General features: G+C 33.1%; 16 protein-coding genes. 8 read left to right on the forward strand and 8 right to left on the reverse strand.

The genetic code is table 11. From position 1 onward, the window contains the following. The 7 genes from B8963_RS15970 to B8963_RS13300 all read left to right on the forward strand — a co-directional run. On the forward strand, positions 1 to 474 hold a 474-nt coding region (locus tag B8963_RS15970), incomplete at its 5' end, for a hypothetical protein (RefSeq protein WP_084062202.1). A 27-nt stretch (positions 475 to 501) separates the two neighbouring features. Continuing rightward, positions 502 to 2,520 (forward strand): Ig-like domain-containing protein, encoded by a 2,019-nt coding sequence (locus B8963_RS13275; protein WP_084062204.1) that lies wholly within the window; start codon positions 502 to 504, stop codon positions 2,518 to 2,520. Between the two features lies 1 nt (position 2,521). Next, a complete protein-coding gene (locus tag B8963_RS13280; RefSeq protein WP_084062207.1) occupies positions 2,522 to 3,475 on the forward strand; it encodes a PorP/SprF family type IX secretion system membrane protein in 954 nt (317 codons plus the stop codon). 140 nt (positions 3,476 to 3,615) lie between these two features. Continuing rightward, positions 3,616 to 4,149, forward strand: coding sequence for an isopentenyl-diphosphate Delta-isomerase (gene idi, locus B8963_RS13285; protein WP_084062210.1), 534 nt, complete (start codon positions 3,616 to 3,618; stop codon positions 4,147 to 4,149). Continuing rightward, on the forward strand, positions 4,146 to 4,562 hold the full coding sequence (locus B8963_RS13290) for a 6-pyruvoyl trahydropterin synthase family protein (protein WP_084062213.1): 417 nt from the start codon (positions 4,146 to 4,148) through the stop codon (positions 4,560 to 4,562). Before idi ends, B8963_RS13290 begins: the two co-directional genes overlap by 4 nt. Before the next feature lie 31 nt (positions 4,563 to 4,593). Next, complete coding sequence (locus B8963_RS13295; protein WP_084062577.1) at positions 4,594 to 5,556, forward strand: type I phosphomannose isomerase catalytic subunit; 963 nt, start codon at positions 4,594 to 4,596, stop codon at positions 5,554 to 5,556. 71 nt (positions 5,557 to 5,627) lie between these two features. Continuing rightward, the gene (locus B8963_RS13300; protein ID WP_084062216.1) at positions 5,628 to 5,897 is read left to right on the forward strand and encodes a hypothetical protein; all 270 of its coding nucleotides are present in this window, start codon (positions 5,628 to 5,630) and stop codon (positions 5,895 to 5,897) included. Positions 5,898 to 5,974: 77 nt separating this feature from the next. Here the strand turns inward: B8963_RS13300 and B8963_RS13305 are convergent, their stop codons facing one another. From B8963_RS13305 to B8963_RS13330, 6 genes are all read right to left on the reverse strand, one after another. After that, positions 5,975 to 6,682 carry a DUF4369 domain-containing protein gene (locus B8963_RS13305; protein WP_200810842.1) on the reverse strand — a complete coding sequence of 236 codons (708 nt, stop codon included), beginning with the start codon at positions 6,680 to 6,682 and terminating at the stop codon, positions 5,975 to 5,977. An 87-nt stretch (positions 6,683 to 6,769) separates the two neighbouring features. Next, positions 6,770 to 8,086, reverse strand: a complete 1,317-nt coding sequence (locus tag B8963_RS13310; protein ID WP_084062222.1) for a DUF819 family protein — start codon at positions 8,084 to 8,086, stop codon at positions 6,770 to 6,772. A gap of 32 nt (positions 8,087 to 8,118) precedes the next feature. Next, entirely contained in the window at positions 8,119 to 8,925 is an 807-nt protein-coding gene (locus tag B8963_RS13315; protein ID WP_084062225.1) for a Cof-type HAD-IIB family hydrolase, read from the reverse strand. Positions 8,926 to 8,975: 50 nt separating this feature from the next. Next, positions 8,976 to 11,174, reverse strand: coding sequence for a DUF5916 domain-containing protein (locus B8963_RS13320; protein WP_084062228.1), 2,199 nt, complete (start codon positions 11,172 to 11,174; stop codon positions 8,976 to 8,978). A 75-nt stretch (positions 11,175 to 11,249) separates the two neighbouring features. After that, entirely contained in the window at positions 11,250 to 12,680 is a 1,431-nt protein-coding gene (locus B8963_RS13325; protein ID WP_084062231.1) for an alpha/beta hydrolase family protein, read from the reverse strand. 45 nt (positions 12,681 to 12,725) lie between these two features. After that, complete coding sequence (locus tag B8963_RS13330; RefSeq protein ID WP_084062234.1) at positions 12,726 to 14,972, reverse strand: transglycosylase domain-containing protein; 2,247 nt, start codon at positions 14,970 to 14,972, stop codon at positions 12,726 to 12,728. 106 nt (positions 14,973 to 15,078) lie between these two features. On the opposite strand from B8963_RS13330, the gene B8963_RS13335 reads away from it, so the two are divergent. Further along, the gene (locus B8963_RS13335; protein ID WP_084062236.1) at positions 15,079 to 15,855 is read left to right on the forward strand and encodes a S1/P1 nuclease; all 777 of its coding nucleotides are present in this window, start codon (positions 15,079 to 15,081) and stop codon (positions 15,853 to 15,855) included. 6 nt (positions 15,856 to 15,861) lie between these two features. Here the strand turns inward: B8963_RS13335 and B8963_RS13340 are convergent, their stop codons facing one another. Both B8963_RS13340 and B8963_RS13345 read right to left on the reverse strand, forming a co-directional pair. Further along, a complete protein-coding gene (locus tag B8963_RS13340; protein WP_084062238.1) occupies positions 15,862 to 16,458 on the reverse strand; it encodes an alpha-ketoglutarate-dependent dioxygenase AlkB family protein in 597 nt (198 codons plus the stop codon). Next, complete coding sequence (locus B8963_RS13345; protein WP_084062241.1) at positions 16,458 to 17,330, reverse strand: AraC family transcriptional regulator; 873 nt, start codon at positions 17,328 to 17,330, stop codon at positions 16,458 to 16,460. The genes B8963_RS13340 and B8963_RS13345 overlap by 1 nt, the downstream gene beginning before the upstream one ends. Positions 17,331 to 17,334: the final 4 nt, after the last annotated feature.

The following is a 17,334-nucleotide window of genomic DNA, read 5'->3' on the forward strand; positions in this document are numbered from 1 at the left end:
GGAGTAAATACAGATGATCAGTTTGATGATGAAGTTCAGTTAAGAACGGCAATTGATGTTGATGATGCAGGTAAGTCTGCAGCCCAAGGATTTACAACGGAGACGACTGTAAAACAGGTTATTGATGCGATAGCACCAATTACTTCTAAAGCTGCAAGAATTTTCTATCCACCTTCAATAGAGGTAGATGCTTCAACAACAGGAACGCGAACAATAGACTTGTATGCACAATATATCGCACAATTTGGTTCTCCATTGCGTGGTAGTGCAGGAGCACCTGCTGCAATTCCAACTTATGGGGCAACAGAATTATACTATTATGTTACATATGCTGATCCTACGGTTTTTAATACTACCGCGACAACAGGACCTTCTGCAATGGTTATAACTGCAGATGGTAAATTAACATTAACCGTAACTGCACCTCCAAGTAGTTATAATTCATTAATAAACGTAGTTTTTGTAGTAAAATAATTTAAGCGAATAAAAGAAAATAAGAGTTTGAAATCAAACAACACATATAAGCTTGTATTCGCAATCCTAATCGGACTATTTTGTTCCAATTTGGTGAGTGCACAATTTTTACTACAAGCACCGAATAGTACGGATGAAAATAATTATAGATGGTACAATGCCGAAGATACAAACACTGTATTAGGAACTGATTTTTTCTATGAAGTAAATCAACCTGGAGTTTATTTTGCAACCTACGATGGTACAGTATGTGGTAAAAATGCGACTAGTTATTTTATTCTAACCGATTGCGAATCTCCAAATAATGAGGTTACCTTAGATATTTCAGCTAATGTTCCTGTTGGAGCAACTATTACTTGGAGTCCTGCATTGACAGGAAGCCAAACAGCACCACAAATTTTAGCCACTAAGGATGTGGAAAAGTATATTGCTACGCTTTTGAAAGCAGGAAATTCTAAAAATCTTCCTTCTTTTACTGTGGTTTGTATGAGTCAGGCTAGTAACCTAATGGATGACACAGTAACAGTGGATGAAGATTCATCGGTAGTGGTTGATATTTTTGCTAATGACGCTGATTTGCCCATTTTAGGTACTTTAACAACTTCGAATCCAACGAATGGTACCATTACGATAGATGATAATGGTACTCCTAATAATCCTTCTGATGATGTAGTTACCTATACACCAGATCCAGATTTTAATGGTCAGGATACCTTTACTTATACCATCTGTAATTCCTTTGGAGATTGCAGTACTGCTACAGTAGTAGTAGATGTATTGCCAATTGTAGACACAAATGATGATGTTGTTACTACAGATGAAAATCAGCCTATAACAATAGATAATTGGGCAGCAAATGATAACGATATTCCTACTATAGGAACCTTTACAACTACGGCTCCAATTAATGGTAGAGTGGTTCTTGATGATAATGGTACGCCAAATGACCCATCGGATGATGTGCTTACATATACACCTAATTTAGATTTTTATGGTACAGATTCATTTGATTATACAGTTTGTGATACTCTTGGAAATTGTAGTACATCAACAATTACTATACTAATTACAAGTACAGTTGATCTGGATAGTGATGATGATGGCATTTTAGATGCATGGGAAGATTTAAATACTGATGGTGATAATGATCCGTCTACAAACCCTACAGATTCTGATGGAGATGGTATTCCGGATTATTTAGATATTGATAGTGATGATGACGGTATTCCAGATAACGTTGAAGCACAAACTACAGCAGATTATATTGCGCCAAGTGGAGTTGATGCTAATGATAACGGGCTTGATGATGCGTACGAACAAAATGGTAATCTAGGTATAATTCCTGTAAATACTGATAATGCAGATTTACCAGATTATTTGGATGACGATAGTGATAATGACAATGTTCCTGATAATATCGAGGCACATGATCATGACCACGATGGTATACCAGATGTAGTATTCACAGGTTCAGATAAAGATAATGACGGATTGGATGATGGTTATGAAGGCAATACTGTGATTGATATTGACGTTAATGATGAAATAAATGATCCATACTCAGATTTACCAAATACAGATAATGATGACGAATCAGATTATAGAGATACCGATGATGACGATGATGGAATATTAACTATTGACGAGGATGTAAATCTAGACGGAGATTATGCAAATGATGATGTTAACGGTAATGGTATTCCAAATTATTTAGATCCTGATTTAGTAGTTACTGGTGGAGATGAAGTAGAAGTGTTTAATGTTGTCACACCAAACGGAGATGGAGTACACGACGTTTTAACCATTGCAGGATTAGAGAATTTCCCTAATAATACCATCAAAATTTATAATAGATGGGGAGTTTTAGTGTATGTAACAAAGGCTTATAATACACAAGGGAATGTATTTGATGGTACATCAAATGGACGCGTAACTATTGACAAGGATAATAAATTGCCTGTAGGTACCTATTTCTATATTTTGGATTACGAAGACGGAACAAATAACATGAAATCAAAAACAGGATATTTATACATAAATAGATAGAATGAAAACCCCAAATCATAATAAAACCTATTATAAATACCTTTTTGCAGTGCTATGTTTTATAGGATTGCTCAGCGGTAACATTGCACTTGCGCAACAAGATGCGCAGTACACTCAATACATGTATAATACCGTAAGTGTAAACCCGGGTTATGCAGGTTCTAGAGGGCATATGAGCATTGGAGCGTTGCACAGATCGCAATGGGTAGGCTTAGAAGGTGCGCCGGTAACACAAACTCTTAATATTCACTCACCAATAGGCTATAAAGGGGTTGGTTTAGGATTTTCAATAGTAAACGATAAAATAGGACCAACTTCAGAGACTAATTTTGATGTTGATTTTTCCTATACCATCCCCGTGAGTTCTGAGGGTAAGGTTAGTTTTGGGTTAAAGGGAAGTATTAATTTATTGGATGTAAGGTTTTCTGAATTAAATCAATATGCTTCGGACCAAACATTGCAGCAAGATATAGATAATAGATTGTCACCTAACGTTGGTGCTGGTGTTTACTACCATACCGATAAATTTTATTTAGGTGTTTCAGTACCAAGAATATTAGAAACTTCTCATTTTGACTCTTCCTCCTTATCTACAGCAAAAGAGCAGATGAATTTTTATTTAATTACAGGTTATGTATGGGAATTAAACCCTTTCTTAAAGTTTAAACCCACATTACTAACTAAGGTTGTTCAAGGAGCACCATTACAAGTAGACTTGTCTGCTAATTTTATGCTTAATGATAAGTTTATACTTGGAGCTGCCTACCGATGGGACGCTGCATTAAGTGGTATGCTAGGTTTTAATTTGTCTAACGAATTTCTTATAGGTATTGCTTACGATAGGGAAATTACTGATCTTGGAAGTACACGATTTAATAATGGTTCTTTTGAAGTTATTTTAAGATATGATTTCATCAAAACAAAAGGCAACCTAAAATCACCTAGATTCTTTTAATCTTTTGGTTTATAAAATTTTTGGGTAGGAAGGCAATTTGCCAGAAGTATTTATTTTTTAGTAAATCTTTATAAATCCTTTAAAGATGTTATTTTTGTAAGAGTGATGAAAATCACTATTGCTAAGAAAAAGAAAATAACTTGAAGGAAGAACACGTAATACTTGTCAATCATTTAGATGAGCAAATTGGTACTATGCCAAAAATGGAAGCTCATGAAAAAGCTGTTTTGCACAGAGCCTTTTCTGTTTTTATTATGAATAAAAATGGTGAGACCATGCTGCAACAACGAGCTGCTCACAAATACCATTCTCCATTGCTATGGACAAATACGTGTTGCAGTCATCAACGAGTAGGAGAAACCAATATTGAAGCTGGTAAGAGACGGCTTCAAGAAGAAATGGGATTTACAGCAGACTTAAAAGAACTGTTTTCATTTATTTATAAAGCTCCTTTTGATAACGGACTTACGGAACATGAATTAGATCATGTAATGGTGGGATACTACGATAATGCTCCGATAATAAACCAAGAGGAAGTTGCGGATTGGAAATGGATGAAACCTGAGGCAATTAAAGAAGATATTGCTGAAAATCCAAATGCGTATACTGCTTGGTTCAAAATTATTTTCGAAAAATTCTATAGCCATATAACTAAACATAAATTTGAATCATGAAAGTAAAGGTTAGTAGAAAAGCACATTTTAATGCCGCTCATAGATTATATAGACCTGATTGGAGTTTTGAAAAAAACGATGCAATTTTTGGGCTCTGTAACAATCCAAATTTTCATGGTCATAATTACGAATTAATTGTAAGTGTTACTGGAGAAATAGACCCAGAAACAGGTTTTGTAATAGATGTGAAAGTTTTAAAAGATCTAATTAAAAGTGAAATTGAAGACGCTTTTGATCATAAAAATTTAAATATTGAAGTCCCAGAGTTCAAAAATTTGAATCCAACCGCGGAGAATATTGCGGTCGTTATTTGGGATAAACTAAGACCGCATATTGATAATTCTAAAGATCTTGAGGTGGTATTATACGAGACTCCTAGAAATTTCGTTACATATGTAGGAAATACCTTATAATTTAAATTATTCTAATTATTATTTCATGAATTTGTATCCGTTAAAATTTAACCCTATTCTTAAAGAGCGCCTTTGGGGTGGCTCTAAACTTGGCGATATTTTTGGAAAGCCAATAGAAAATGATATAACAGGCGAAAGCTGGGAGTTGTCAACCGTTAAAGGAGACATCTCTGTTGTGGCTAATGGTGCATTAGCGGGCTCCTCTTTACAAGATTTAATAGATACAAATGCAGAAGCTTTGCTAGGGAAAAGTGTAGTGGAGCGATTTGGAAAAGAATTTCCAATTCTTATTAAATTTATAGATGCCAAGCAGGATTTATCTATTCAATTACATCCAAATGATCAATTAGCAAAGGAGCGTCACAACTCATTTGGTAAAACCGAAATGTGGTATATAATGGATGCCGATAAAGATGCAAGTCTTATTGTTGGTTTTAATAAAACGGTAACCAAAGAAGAGTATCAAAAGAGTATTGAGAACGATACTTTAATAGATTTAATGAATTATGAAAAAGTAAAAGAAGGGGATACATTTTTTATTAATACGGGTAAAATTCATGCCATTGGAGCAGGTGTAGTTTTAGCCGAAATTCAGCAAACTTCAGATGTTACTTACCGTGTATTTGACTTTAATAGAAAAGATAAAGATGGTAATTACAGAGAACTACATACTGATTTGGCATTGGATGCAATGGATTATGAAAAGAAAGATGATTTCATTGTTGCCTACGACAAACATAAAAATGTTGTTAATGAAATGGTGAACTGTCCGTATTTTAAAACTAACTATATTAATTTAAACGACAGTTTAAGTCAAGATGTTACACAGCGTGATTCATTTACCATATACATGTGTGTAGGTGGTTCTGCTACAATAAGTAATGATTTGGGAACAGCTAAAGTTAAAAAAGGAGAAACAGTTTTGTTGCCTGCAAATTCTAAAAACATTACAATAGAAACTACAGATGTAACTCTTTTAGAAGTTACTATTTAAAAAATGAACTATTAAGATTCATATACTTTTAAAAAGAGTACTTTTGCAAAAAAGAAATTAAATTAGTAACAATGGCAAGTATAAAAGATTTAAAAAAAGATATCAATTACGTTTTAGGTGATATTATAGAAGCAGTATATTTTTGGGAAGCTTCAAATGGTAAAAAAAGTTCTAAAGAAGGCTCTGCATTAATAGATGAAGCAATCAATACTTTTGATGATTTAATTGCAAAAGTAAATCAGAAAAGTGTTGAAAAAAGAGGCAAGCATTTAAATGCTGTTAAAGCTGAATTAGAAGAAAAAGCAACTACTTTAGTTGAAAAATTAAACAAATTAGGATAATATTTTAAAGTTATCATTATAAATAAAAAAGCATCCAACTTAGTTGGATGCTTTTTTATTTAATTTAAAATCTATAGTTAATTCTTCTTTTTTAGATCTTCAAGATATTTTTTTAATTCTTTACCATATTTTGATGCAGCTACTTCTGGCGTTAGCATTTTACTTATAGAATCTAAATACTTAACATTAGCATCTCCAACTTCTCTTACAGCAATATATGGAGCCACATAAGAATCTTTGTTGTTAAGGGCAAAATTTAAAGCATAAGCATAGCTTCGGTACACATTTTTATCACCTTGTTTAGCTAAAGAATCTAGGGTTAATGAATCTTTCTTAACCTTTGGATCAAATCTAGCTTGTAATAATTCTAAATTTTTGGTGTTGTAGCGCGTCATGCCTTTTTTGTACTCTTCAAATTTTTCATTGGACTTAGAGCCCGTTATTTTTGCTTCCGTATCGAAGGCATCCCAAATGGTATTTATAGTAATGGTGCCAGGTTCACCAAAAAAGGTAATTCTATCATTGACATCATTAAAATCGTTTTTATCAAGGTATAAATAATAAATATCTGGACTTTCAATGTTGGTTTCAAAGTTAAAGTCACCATTACCTTTTATTTCCAATGAATCTAAAACAACTAATGTAGTATCTTGTAAATGCTGTAGATAAAGTTTTCCTTTTTTTAATCCTTTTACTGTACCATTCACAATCATTGTATCCTTAGAATCTCCTGAGCAGGAAATTAATAAAAGTCCTATTAAGGACATAAAAAGTAGTTTCTTCATGTTTTTAATTTTGAGGGGCAAATATCATTATTTTTTTCATTTCCTGCGGACAATTATACTGTATACTACAAGATTTTATACACATTTTTATAAGTTAGAGGCTATCTCCATAAGGTATGCACATAGCAATGCGCCTCCGGTACCAACTACATATCCAAATACTGCCAATAGTACACCCACAGAAGCTAAAGATGGATGAAATTCTGCAGCAACCACTGGAGCAGAGGCTGCACCACCTACATTTGCTTGACTCCCAACTGCCAAGAAAAAATAAGGCGCCTTAATTAATTTAGCAACGATAATAAGTAATATTGCATGAATACTAATCCAAATTATACCTACCATTATTAAACCCGGATTTTCTAAAACTTGAGCTATATCTACCTTCATACCTATAGTTGCAACTAAAATGTAAATAAACATACCGCCAATTTTACTTGCGCCTGCACCTTCATAATTTTTTGCCTTGGTAAACGATAATGCAACACCAACAATTGTGGCTATTACCACCATCCAAAAGAAATTAGAACCTAGAAAGGATAAGAAATTAATTGGGTCTGCAACGGCAGGAACGTTGTTTACAAGAAAGTCGCTTATAGAATCACCAAAAAAATGTGCTATTCCAACTGCTGCGAATGCAAAACAAAGCATCATCATATAATCATTTAACGTAGGAACGCGAGTTATTTTCTCAGAAAAAGCAGTTACCTTTTGTTTTAAAGTTTCAATAGCAGAAGTATCGGCTTTTAACCATCGATCTATTTTAGCGGTTTTACCAACACCAAATAATAATACGGCCATCCAAATATTTGCTACCGCTATATCAACAAGTACCATTGCCCCATACTTTGAAGGGTTGTAATTAAATACTTCGTACATAGCTGCTTGGTTAGCTCCACCACCGATCCAACTACCCGCTATAGTTGATAATCCACGCCATACGGCATCAAAATCATTTCCCCCAACTGTTTCTGGTGAGAATATAGATACAATGAGGATAGCAATTGGACCTCCAATAATAATCCCAACGGTACCGGTTAAAAACATAATAAGTGCTTTGGAACCTAAATTAGCAATTGCTTTAAGATCTATACTTAAAGTCATTAAAACTAAGGCAGCTGGTAGCAGATATCTACTGGCTACAAAATATAAATTGGAGTTATGTTCAGAAATATTGCCATTAATATCTACGGTGTGCCAAACTTCTGCTATTACTCCTGTAGACGCTAAAATTGCAGGTAAGGCATAACACATTAATACCGCAGGAACAAAAGAATAAAATTTTGACCAAAACCCTGTTTTGATTGAAGAGGTATAAAAAATAATTCCTAAACAAAGCGCCAAAAGGCCAAAAACAACAGTATCATTTGTGATTAAAGGTTCTGGTAAAATTACTTTTTGCATATGTGTTATATTGGTAGATTTTTCAAATATAATTAAACTATAACATGTTCTTTAATAAACTTTGCAACACCATGTTCAGTATTACTTGCGGTAACAAAATTAGCAATGGCTTTTACTTCTTCTCGAGCATTGGCCACAGCAACACCACAACCAACCTGTTTTAGCATTTCTAAGTCATTATAATTATCGCCAAAAGCAATTATATCTTCTAATGTTTGATTTTGAGAAAGTAATAGTTGAATGGCTGAAAGTTTAGAAACACTTTTGGGGGCAAGTTCAATTAGGGTATCATTAGATCGGTAAATAGCAATATCCTTATGAAATTTATCTTCTAATTGTGAATATATAGCATCACATGTTTCTTTTGTACCCATTAGCATAATTTTATGGGCACCACTAATTTTTCTGGTTTTCCAATCGTAAAAAGTATCAGTGGTTTTTCGAAAAGTTGGGTAAGCCTTAGTGTAGTTTATTTCTTTTTCTACTCGCTCTGATGATTCTTCTACATACCATTCATCTTTGTAATACAGGCCAAGTTTTATGTTGTGTTTTTCTGCTAACTGATATACCGATTTTAGGGTAGAAATGGCTATTGTAACAGAATTTAACTCCTTGTTTTGATCCAATACCAACGCACCATTATAACATATAATCGGTTCGTGTTCTATGCCTAGTCTTTCTTGTAAATAGGTCATAGATTTTGGCATTCTAGCGGAAACTAAAACCACCTTAATTTTTTCTTTTATTCTGTAAATTTCAGTGATTGTTGCTTCAGAGACATCACTTTTTGTTGAAAGTAGCGTTCCATCTAAATCTGAGCATAATATTTTGTAATTCAATTTTTAGTAGTTTTAATGTGCTTTATATATGCAGTAAATATTCTTTTAGTTTATATGTTTAACCAATAAGTGAATTTTAAATTTATAGACCTATTTCTCGGTTCAAAACTATTCACAAAGTAATTATCATTATAAACAATAAACAAATCTGAAAGTGGAGCAAAACGCCATTGTAGTCTAGAGTTGAAACCTAGATTATCTCTTTGATTACTATATTGTACTAAAGTGGACCAAAAAATTGATTTGCTAAAAGTAAAATCAAAACTTGGGCTTATAAGCCAAAAATTAGCGCTTGAGTAAGGTTCAGGAAGTTTTATTTGATCATAATTTATCGCCAACGAAATAGTGGCTTTAGGTTGTATTCGTAAGTTTAATTCTGTGCCAAATGAAAATTGGTTGCCATTAAAAAATTCGCCAAGAGTTTGTTCAAATTTATATGAAAATGCTTTTCTCCGATCAGAGGAATATTCAATAGAGAATATATTATAGCTGTAATTTTTGTCAGCTGGTAGTGGAATTGCATCATCTTCACCGCTTGGATCAAATTCCTCAATTAAATAGGTGAAATTATTCTCAATACTGGTACTTATTTTGGTCTGATTTTTAAATTCAGCGCCCCAAGATCCTTTAATAGTGTAATCAGTTGTTTTTAAGTTTAAAGAAGGACTTAAGGTGAAAATGGGGAATAACTCAAAACTATGTCTGTTTATTTTTCCACTATTTGGCCAGTAAATACGTTCTAAACCTGTAACGAATTTAAAAATATCAGTTCTTCTTATAAAGCCTAAATCTGATCTAAAATCTTCGCCAATATATACCCAATCTGTAAAAACGTTTAATTGTCTAGTATTATAGGATAAGAATGCCCCTGTAGAAAGGTCTTTATTACTGCCGTTATGTTCAAAGGATTTATGTGTGTATAATTTACCATTCCACGTATTATCGGCAGATGCTAAATTATAATCTATTCCTAAAACTCTATTGTAGGTATCTTCTGGAGCAACAAAGTCGTACTTTTTAAAAGATTGTCTATTAATAAAGAATAAACCAATATTAGAGCGCGAGAATACTTTTTTCTGTATGGCAAGCATAGCATTGTTGTTCGATGGAATATCATTTTCTAAATCTTCAGCTGTTTGAATATTCAGTACTCCTAAACGCCAATCATTACTCAGCTTTCCACTTAAACGAACACCACCTATAATTCTATTTTCAATGGAGTTGTCATCTTTGTCTTTTGCAATTCCTATTCGCCTTGAAAAAAATGGATTCGCATCTCTTCCTCCTCCAAAACTTGAAAATAAATCGCTGTTATCTACAAAAAACTGTCTTTTTTCGGGCAAAGATACTTCAAAACGGGTAAGATTGGTAAACACGTTATCTACTTCAACATTAGAAAAATCTGGATTTAGAGTAACATCTAGATTCATGCCATTGCCAATGGCAATCTTTGCATCACCACCAACTTTTAGATTTGTTTTATTCGTGCCATTTTCAAAGTCTTTTTGCGATATTCCATTAATATAAGGGATAATAGCAATAGGCGTTCTATATTTTCCAAGTGGTTTTTCAAATTTCATTTCGCCCATGAAGGCCAATCCATAGATCGACTGGTTTTGAGGAATTCTTGCCCATGTGCTGGTTTCATTTTGTTGTGTATCAAACCTGTAGGCATTAAACCGCCATTTTGTTTCGCCCTCTTTAAATTTAAAAGAGGTGAGGGGAATAGCTAGTTCCGCAGTATAATAGTTATCAAAAACTTTTGCCTCGCCTTTCCATTTAACATCCCACGACGTATTAAATCCACCACTTTCTCCACCTCCATTGGATATTAAGGCTTCTCGTATAACTCCAAAAGGGTTTATACCGAAAAGAAATGCATTTGTAGCATCATTAAAAGTATCAAACATTAAACTAATATTGTCATTACCTCCGGCTCTAAAATCGCGTTTTAATGATGGTATTACATAAGTGTTTCCGGCAGATTCCAATCTAATGCCTATATAAAGTGTAATGCCATCATAGAACATTTTTATTTCGGAGTCTTGCTTGGCTAAAATAGAATCTGAAGGAAAATATTGTTGAAAACCTATAGCACTTTCGGAATTATTCCATACATCTTCATCGAGTATACCATCTATTTCAGGTATTTCTGGTATAAACTTTACAGTAAAAGCTTTGTCATTATTTTGGCTCGAAGCAATTATGGAAAATAATAAAATATAGTATAAGCAAAGATATTTTGCCATTAAGTTGAGTTTAGTTAGTACTCAAATTTAAAGGTTTTATTTGTTAATAAAATCTTAAATCACTTCATTGGATTTTTAATTCTTTGTTTTCGAAGCGCTTATGGCACTTTTTAAACGTTGAGTAGTTATCCAATTGGTAATTTCCTCTAAAACTAAAGGCGCAATTGTTTCCTCTATGGTAGCATACTCTGCTGGCGATCCTGAGCTGCACTTTTGAAATAAATGATTAACCTCTGCAAACTCTTTTATGTAAACATTTTTATTTCCTCCTTTTTCTAAGGCACTTTTGATTGCATTTAAGTTTTCTTTAGCCGGAACTTGCATATCCTTGGCGCCATTTAATGCCAATACCGGGCATGTAACTTTTTCCAAAGTTGGTGCAGGGTCATAGCTTATAAAATATCTCATCCAAGGACTTGTATATTGTAGTATGTGTTGAGTAATAGCTTCCTTTTTAATATCTTCATCAAGTGATGCAAAATTAGGATCTACTTGAAGTAATGCCGTCATTAGTGGTATTAATTCTTCTTTTACGCTTTCTTCATCTTTGGATTTAATAATTAAATCAAAGATTTTTTTATTTAAATCATGCGATTTTATAATAGTTTCTTCTGTGCCACCAGAAACACGTGAAATTAATTCTTGCTGTAATAATAATAATTTATCACCTCTAATTCCTGGCCCTGCTAACGACACTATAAAGTTTACATCAGCTGTTTTTGCTGCCACCATTGGAGCAATTAAACCGCCTTCACTATGTCCAATTAAACCTATACTGCTCTTATTAATGTCTCCTCTTGATTTTATGTACGATATGGCACTTTCAACATCTGTGGATAAATCTTCTGATGTTGCAATGGCATAATTTCCTGTAGATTTTCCGACTCCTCTGTCATCAAAACGGAGTACTCCAATGCCGTTTTTTGTTAGATAATCAGCTATTACCAGAAAAGGTTTGTGTCCAAGTATTTCTTCATTTCTATCTTGTGGACCACTACCAGAAATTAAAATTACAATTGGATAATTACCTTCATTCTTAGGTAAAGTTAATGTGCCAGCTAATGAAATATTAGCTTTTGAATTCTCAAAATTAACTTCTTCTGAAAAATAAGAAAAGGGTTCTTTTGGTTCTTGTGGTCTTTTAAGAATTTCTTTTTCTATTTCTTTTCTAGATAAATTCAACGGAAATTCTTGTCCTGCTTGTTTAAATACACCTTTAACTTCGTTGCCTACGAGCTCCCCTTGATATAGGATAGCTGCATTTTTAACTTCAAAAGATATTTTTGAATTATCAAAAACAGTATTGGTTACAGGAATACCAAATGCATTTTGATCTGGACTATCCATGGTTGATACTAATCCAGTATCCGTTTTTTCTACATTAAAAGCCAGACTTAATTGTATTCCTTGAACTTTTAATACACCATACCATTTACCGGTTATTTCTTGCGCCGACAGGGTAAGTGAAACTAATAAACTAAAAAGTATTATTAAGAGTGACTTCATAACTACATATTAATGACATTGATGCTAGAAAATAATACTTTTAATTTAATTCCCCTTAAATTTTTTGGTCTTCTTTTTATCCGGATTTTTAAATAGACGTTTTAAGAACCCGTCTTTTTTTACAGGATCACAATCTAATAGTTCTAAAACTGCCGAGCTCGGTTTTTCAAATTTTGCTTTGGTGATAGAATTAAATGCACTGTCTTTGTTCAATTTCTGCATAAAAAGTGCAAACATGGGTAAAGCAGCATTCGCCCCTTGGCCAAGATTTGTGCTTTTGAATCCAAGTTCATGATTATCTAATCCTACCCAAGTTATGTGTACTAGTTTAGGAGTAATCCCAACAAACCATGCGTCTTTATTATTCTGAGTTGTTCCCGTTTTTCCAGCAATATCATTATTTAAATTATAATTGCTTCGAATGCGAGATGCTGTGCCAGAATTAATAGTGGATTTCATCATTTCGATCATTATTTGTCTTGTATCTGCGGAAAAGGCTTCCTTTTCAGCAACTTTTGGCGAGAATTCTGCAATAGTAACATCTTTACTATTTGTAATTTTCTGAATTAAAAAAGGCGCTACGGGTTTACTGTTATTTACATAAGATGCATATGCTCCCGCCAACTCAGTGATTTTAATTTCTCCCGTCCCAAGAGCTAATGATGGTTCATTCGGTAACTTTTCTATTATTCCCATTTTATTAGCTTGGCGGATGACCTCTAGTATACCTACCTCTTCTAATACTTTTACTGCTACAGTATTAACGCTATTGCTAAGGGCCTCTTCCATAGAATAGTTGAGGTAAGCTTCATCTTTAGTTCCAGAATTACTAGGCGACCATCCTTTTAAATTTTTATAGGCAACCTCTTCTGCAGAAAAATAGGTACAGGGTGAAATGCCTTTTTCAATTGCTGCGGTATACACAATAGGCTTAAAAGTAGAACCTACTTGGCGCTTACTTTGGGATATATGATCGTACTTAAAATATTTAAAATCAATACCACCTATCCATGTTTTTACTGCTCCTGTTGTTGGGTCAATACTTAGTGATCCTGTATTAAGAAACTTCATATAATGTTGTAGACTGTCTATAGTACTAGCACTGGATGTTTTCTCCCCATCCCAATCTGCGAGTGTTATATTTTTTTTCTTAGATAGGGAATCCAATATTTGATTTTCTGAAAGTCCCTTTTCTTTTAGTTGTTTATATGAATTTGTGCGTTTTACTAGTTTTGTAATTAAGGATTTATTGGTTAACCAAGGAGCATTTTTGCCAAAGCTTTTTTCAAAACTATTTTGTAAGACCGTTAAATGTTCCTTCATGGCTTCTTCTGCCATTTTTTGCATTTTATAATCTAAGGTGGTATAAATTTTTAAGCCAGAAGTGTAGATGTTGTAGTCAGCCCCACCTTCATTTTCATTTTTGCTCCATTCCGTCATTTGTTTGCGTACTTCTTCCCTGAAATAAGGTGCAATTCCATCATTATAATTAAATTCTCTATAATTTAATTTTAGTGGAATTTGACTTAGGCTATCTTTTTCTGATTGGCTAATTAAGCCATTAGAATACATAGCTTGAAAAACTAGATTTCTACGTTTAAGACTATTTTCAGGATGTATTCTAGGATTGTACCCATAAGTGGCTTTCAACATTCCAACTAGTACCGCAGCTTGCTCTATTTTTAAGTCTTTTGTTTTTTTGTTGAAAAATTTTAATGCTGCACTTTCAATACCAAAAGTGTTATCTCCAAAACTTACCGTATTTAGATAATGATATAATATTTCTTCTTTGGAGTACATAGCTTCTAGTCTAGAAGCAATAAACATTTCCTTTATTTTATTTATAGCGAGGTTTTTTATATCACGATCTTTTCTTGGATATAAATTTTTTGCTAATTGTTGCGTAATGGTACTCCCACCTCCAGCACTTTTGTCTTGCATTAAAACAGATTTAATACCTACTCGGAAAAGGCTTGGATAATCCACACCAGAATGATTATAAAATCGTTCGTCCTCTATAGCTACAAGAGCATTTAGTAATGATTTTGGGAATTCTTCAAAGGCAATGGGTTGTCTATCAAACAAATAAAATTTTCCAATAAGTACTTTATCAGCAGAATATACTTCACTTGCTTTCTGATATTCTAAATTTGACAATTCTTTTTTACTTGGAATATTACCCCACAATCCAAACCGAATACTAAGTAAAAAAAGCAAAATACTAATTATAGCTGCTAATAAGACCACTAAAAGGTATCTTAAAATTGGAGATTTAATTTTTTTAAAAATCAATAGTACTTGTTTTTAGTTAAAAATATTTAAAACTATATACGACTTAACAATGCGTTAAAGTTGTATTGTCTATTTTTGGAGTAAATATTGTGCAAATTATTAAAAGATGAAGAAAATTACCCTTTTATTATTAACCCTATCCATTCAATTGGTATTCTCAAATGATTTTGAATGGTCAAAAACCGGACATAGAACTACGGGAGAAGTTGCAGAAAGACATTTATCTAGAAAAGCTCGAAAAGCATTGGATAAATTATTAAATGGTCAAAGTCTTGCTCTGGTTTCGACCTACGGGGATGATATTAAGGCAGATAAAGCCTACAGGGAGTTTAGCGCGTGGCATTACGTGAATTTTCCTGCCGATAAAAAATATACGGATGTTGAGCCAAGTCCAGAGGGAGATATTGTCATAGGGATTCAAAAATGTATATCAATAGTTAAAGATGAAAAAAGCACTGAGGAAGACCGTGTTTTTTATTTAAAGTTGCTAGTTCATTTGGTAGGTGATTTGCATCAGCCAATGCATGTAGGCAGATTGGAAGATAAAGGCGGTAATGATATTCAAGTACAATGGTTTGGAAAAGGAACTAATTTGCACAGGGTTTGGGATAGCAATATGATTGATGATTTTGGTATGAGTTTTACTGAAATAGCGAATAGCTTACCTAAACTTAATAAATCTGAAATAAAAGCAATACAAAAAGGTGATGTTTTTACTTGGGTTGAAGAATCTCAAGATTTGGCAAATGAATTGTATGGTTCTGTTGAAATTGGAGAAAAATTAGGATACGAGTATAGTTATAAATATTGGGGAATGGTAGAAACGCAATTGCAAAAAGGCGGTTTACGTTTAGCCCAAGTTTTAAATGATATTTTTAAATAAAATTTTTCACTTTATTATCCTGAAAGTTAGGTTTATGCGTTCACCAATAGGTTTCGCAGTTTTTGGAATTTGATGTAACCACTGGTGTTGTGTTTCGCCTTGCATAACTAACAAACTTCCATGTTGTAAAAGAATTTTGGACTTCAGATTTTTATTGGTTCTGTGTTTTAAATGAAAAAAGCGCTCTTGACCTAATGTTACTGAGGCAATTATCGGATTTTTTCCTAATTCCTTTTCATTGTCAGCATGCCAACCATTACTATCTTTACCATCTCGGTATAGGTTTAATAGGCAAGTTGTAAAGTTAATGTTGGTTATAGTTTCAATTCTAGATCCAATAGCTAGTAATTCTTCCGTAAATTCATGTGGTTGCATAGTTATATTTGAGTAGGAGTAAGGCTTTCCATTATTCCCAAATAATGCAGTAAGTCTTGGTTGCGCATACTTTTTACCGTAAACAGTAATGTTGTCTTGCTGCCAAGGCGTATTTTTTTTTATTACTTCGAAGTACTCCGATGCCTCACCATCGTTTAAAAATTTAGGATAATAAATGATATCACTATCCGGTAGGTTTAAATTTATTGGTGAATTATTAGAAAACATTATTGTAAAACAGACTTTAATTGGTTTCTGTATTCAGACGGATTTTGACCTGTGAACTGTTTAAATGACTTATTAAAGTGCGAAAAGTTATTAAATCCGCTTTCAAATGATACTTCAGAAATACTCATGGGTTTTTCTGCTAATAGTTTTGAAGCATGCACTAATCTATATTCGTTCACAAATTGCACAAAGGTTTTTTTGGTGATCTTTTTAAAATAGCGACAAAATGAAGGTACCGTCATACTGGTTAAGTCTGCAATTTCTTCTAAAGTTATTTCTTCTTTGAAGTTATTTTTTACAAAATTAAAAACCATATTTATTCGGTCATTGTCTTTCATAGAGGCTTCCATAGAGAAACCATCGGCATTCAATATTTTAAATTCATCAGAATTACCTAATTCATTTAATATATTAAGGATAGAAAGTAAACGTTGAAAATCGGTTTGGTATTCAAGTACTTCAATTTTTTCACCAATCTTCTTTTTTGTTTTACCGTAAAAAGCAATTCCACCTTTGCAAACCTCGAAAATGTTCTGAACTTTTTTCATTTCTGGAATATTAAAAAAGTCATTCCCTAGAAAATCTTGTTTCATTTGAACAACGGTCTCGGTTTTATTGCCGGTGAAACTATCGGTAAATCCGCAATGCGGTAAGTTAGAACCTATAAGTATAAGATCACCATCGGAGTAATAAGATACATGGCTGCCAATTTGCCGTTTACCCGAGCCACCATTTATATATACTAGTTCTATTTCTGGATGATAATGCCAAACGGTGTTTGCGTTTACTTTATTTTCATCGAACTTTTGATACGTAAAAGAATGCCCAAAATCTGGAGCTATAACTTCGAAAGTAGGTTTCTGTAATATCATACCT

This window comes from Cellulophaga tyrosinoxydans, from assembly GCF_900176415.1.
Lineage (GTDB): Bacteria > Bacteroidota > Bacteroidia > Flavobacteriales > Flavobacteriaceae > Cellulophaga > Cellulophaga tyrosinoxydans.

Bases quoted from the DNA above. Each gene is read 5' to 3' on its own strand.
- B8963_RS13300 (WP_084062216.1), top strand. From the start codon at position 5,628: ATGGCAAGTATAAAAGATTTAAAAAAAGATATCAATTACGTTTTAGGT.
- B8963_RS13280 (WP_084062207.1), top strand. From the start codon at position 2,522: ATGAAAACCCCAAATCATAATAAAACCTATTATAAATACCTTTTTGCA.
- B8963_RS13335 (WP_084062236.1), top strand. From the start codon at position 15,079: ATGAAGAAAATTACCCTTTTATTATTAACCCTATCCATTCAATTGGTA.
- B8963_RS13320 (WP_084062228.1), bottom strand. From the start codon at position 11,174: ATGGCAAAATATCTTTGCTTATACTATATTTTATTATTTTCCATAATT.
- B8963_RS13290 (WP_084062213.1), top strand. From the start codon at position 4,146: ATGAAAGTAAAGGTTAGTAGAAAAGCACATTTTAATGCCGCTCATAGA.
- B8963_RS13340 (WP_084062238.1), bottom strand. From the start codon at position 16,458: ATGTTTTCTAATAATTCACCAATAAATTTAAACCTACCGGATAGTGAT.
- B8963_RS13325 (WP_084062231.1), bottom strand. From the start codon at position 12,680: ATGAAGTCACTCTTAATAATACTTTTTAGTTTATTAGTTTCACTTACC.
- B8963_RS13305 (WP_200810842.1), bottom strand. From the start codon at position 6,682: ATGAAGAAACTACTTTTTATGTCCTTAATAGGACTTTTATTAATTTCC.
- B8963_RS13310 (WP_084062222.1), bottom strand. From the start codon at position 8,086: ATGCAAAAAGTAATTTTACCAGAACCTTTAATCACAAATGATACTGTT.
- B8963_RS13345 (WP_084062241.1), bottom strand. From the start codon at position 17,330: ATGATATTACAGAAACCTACTTTCGAAGTTATAGCTCCAGATTTTGGG.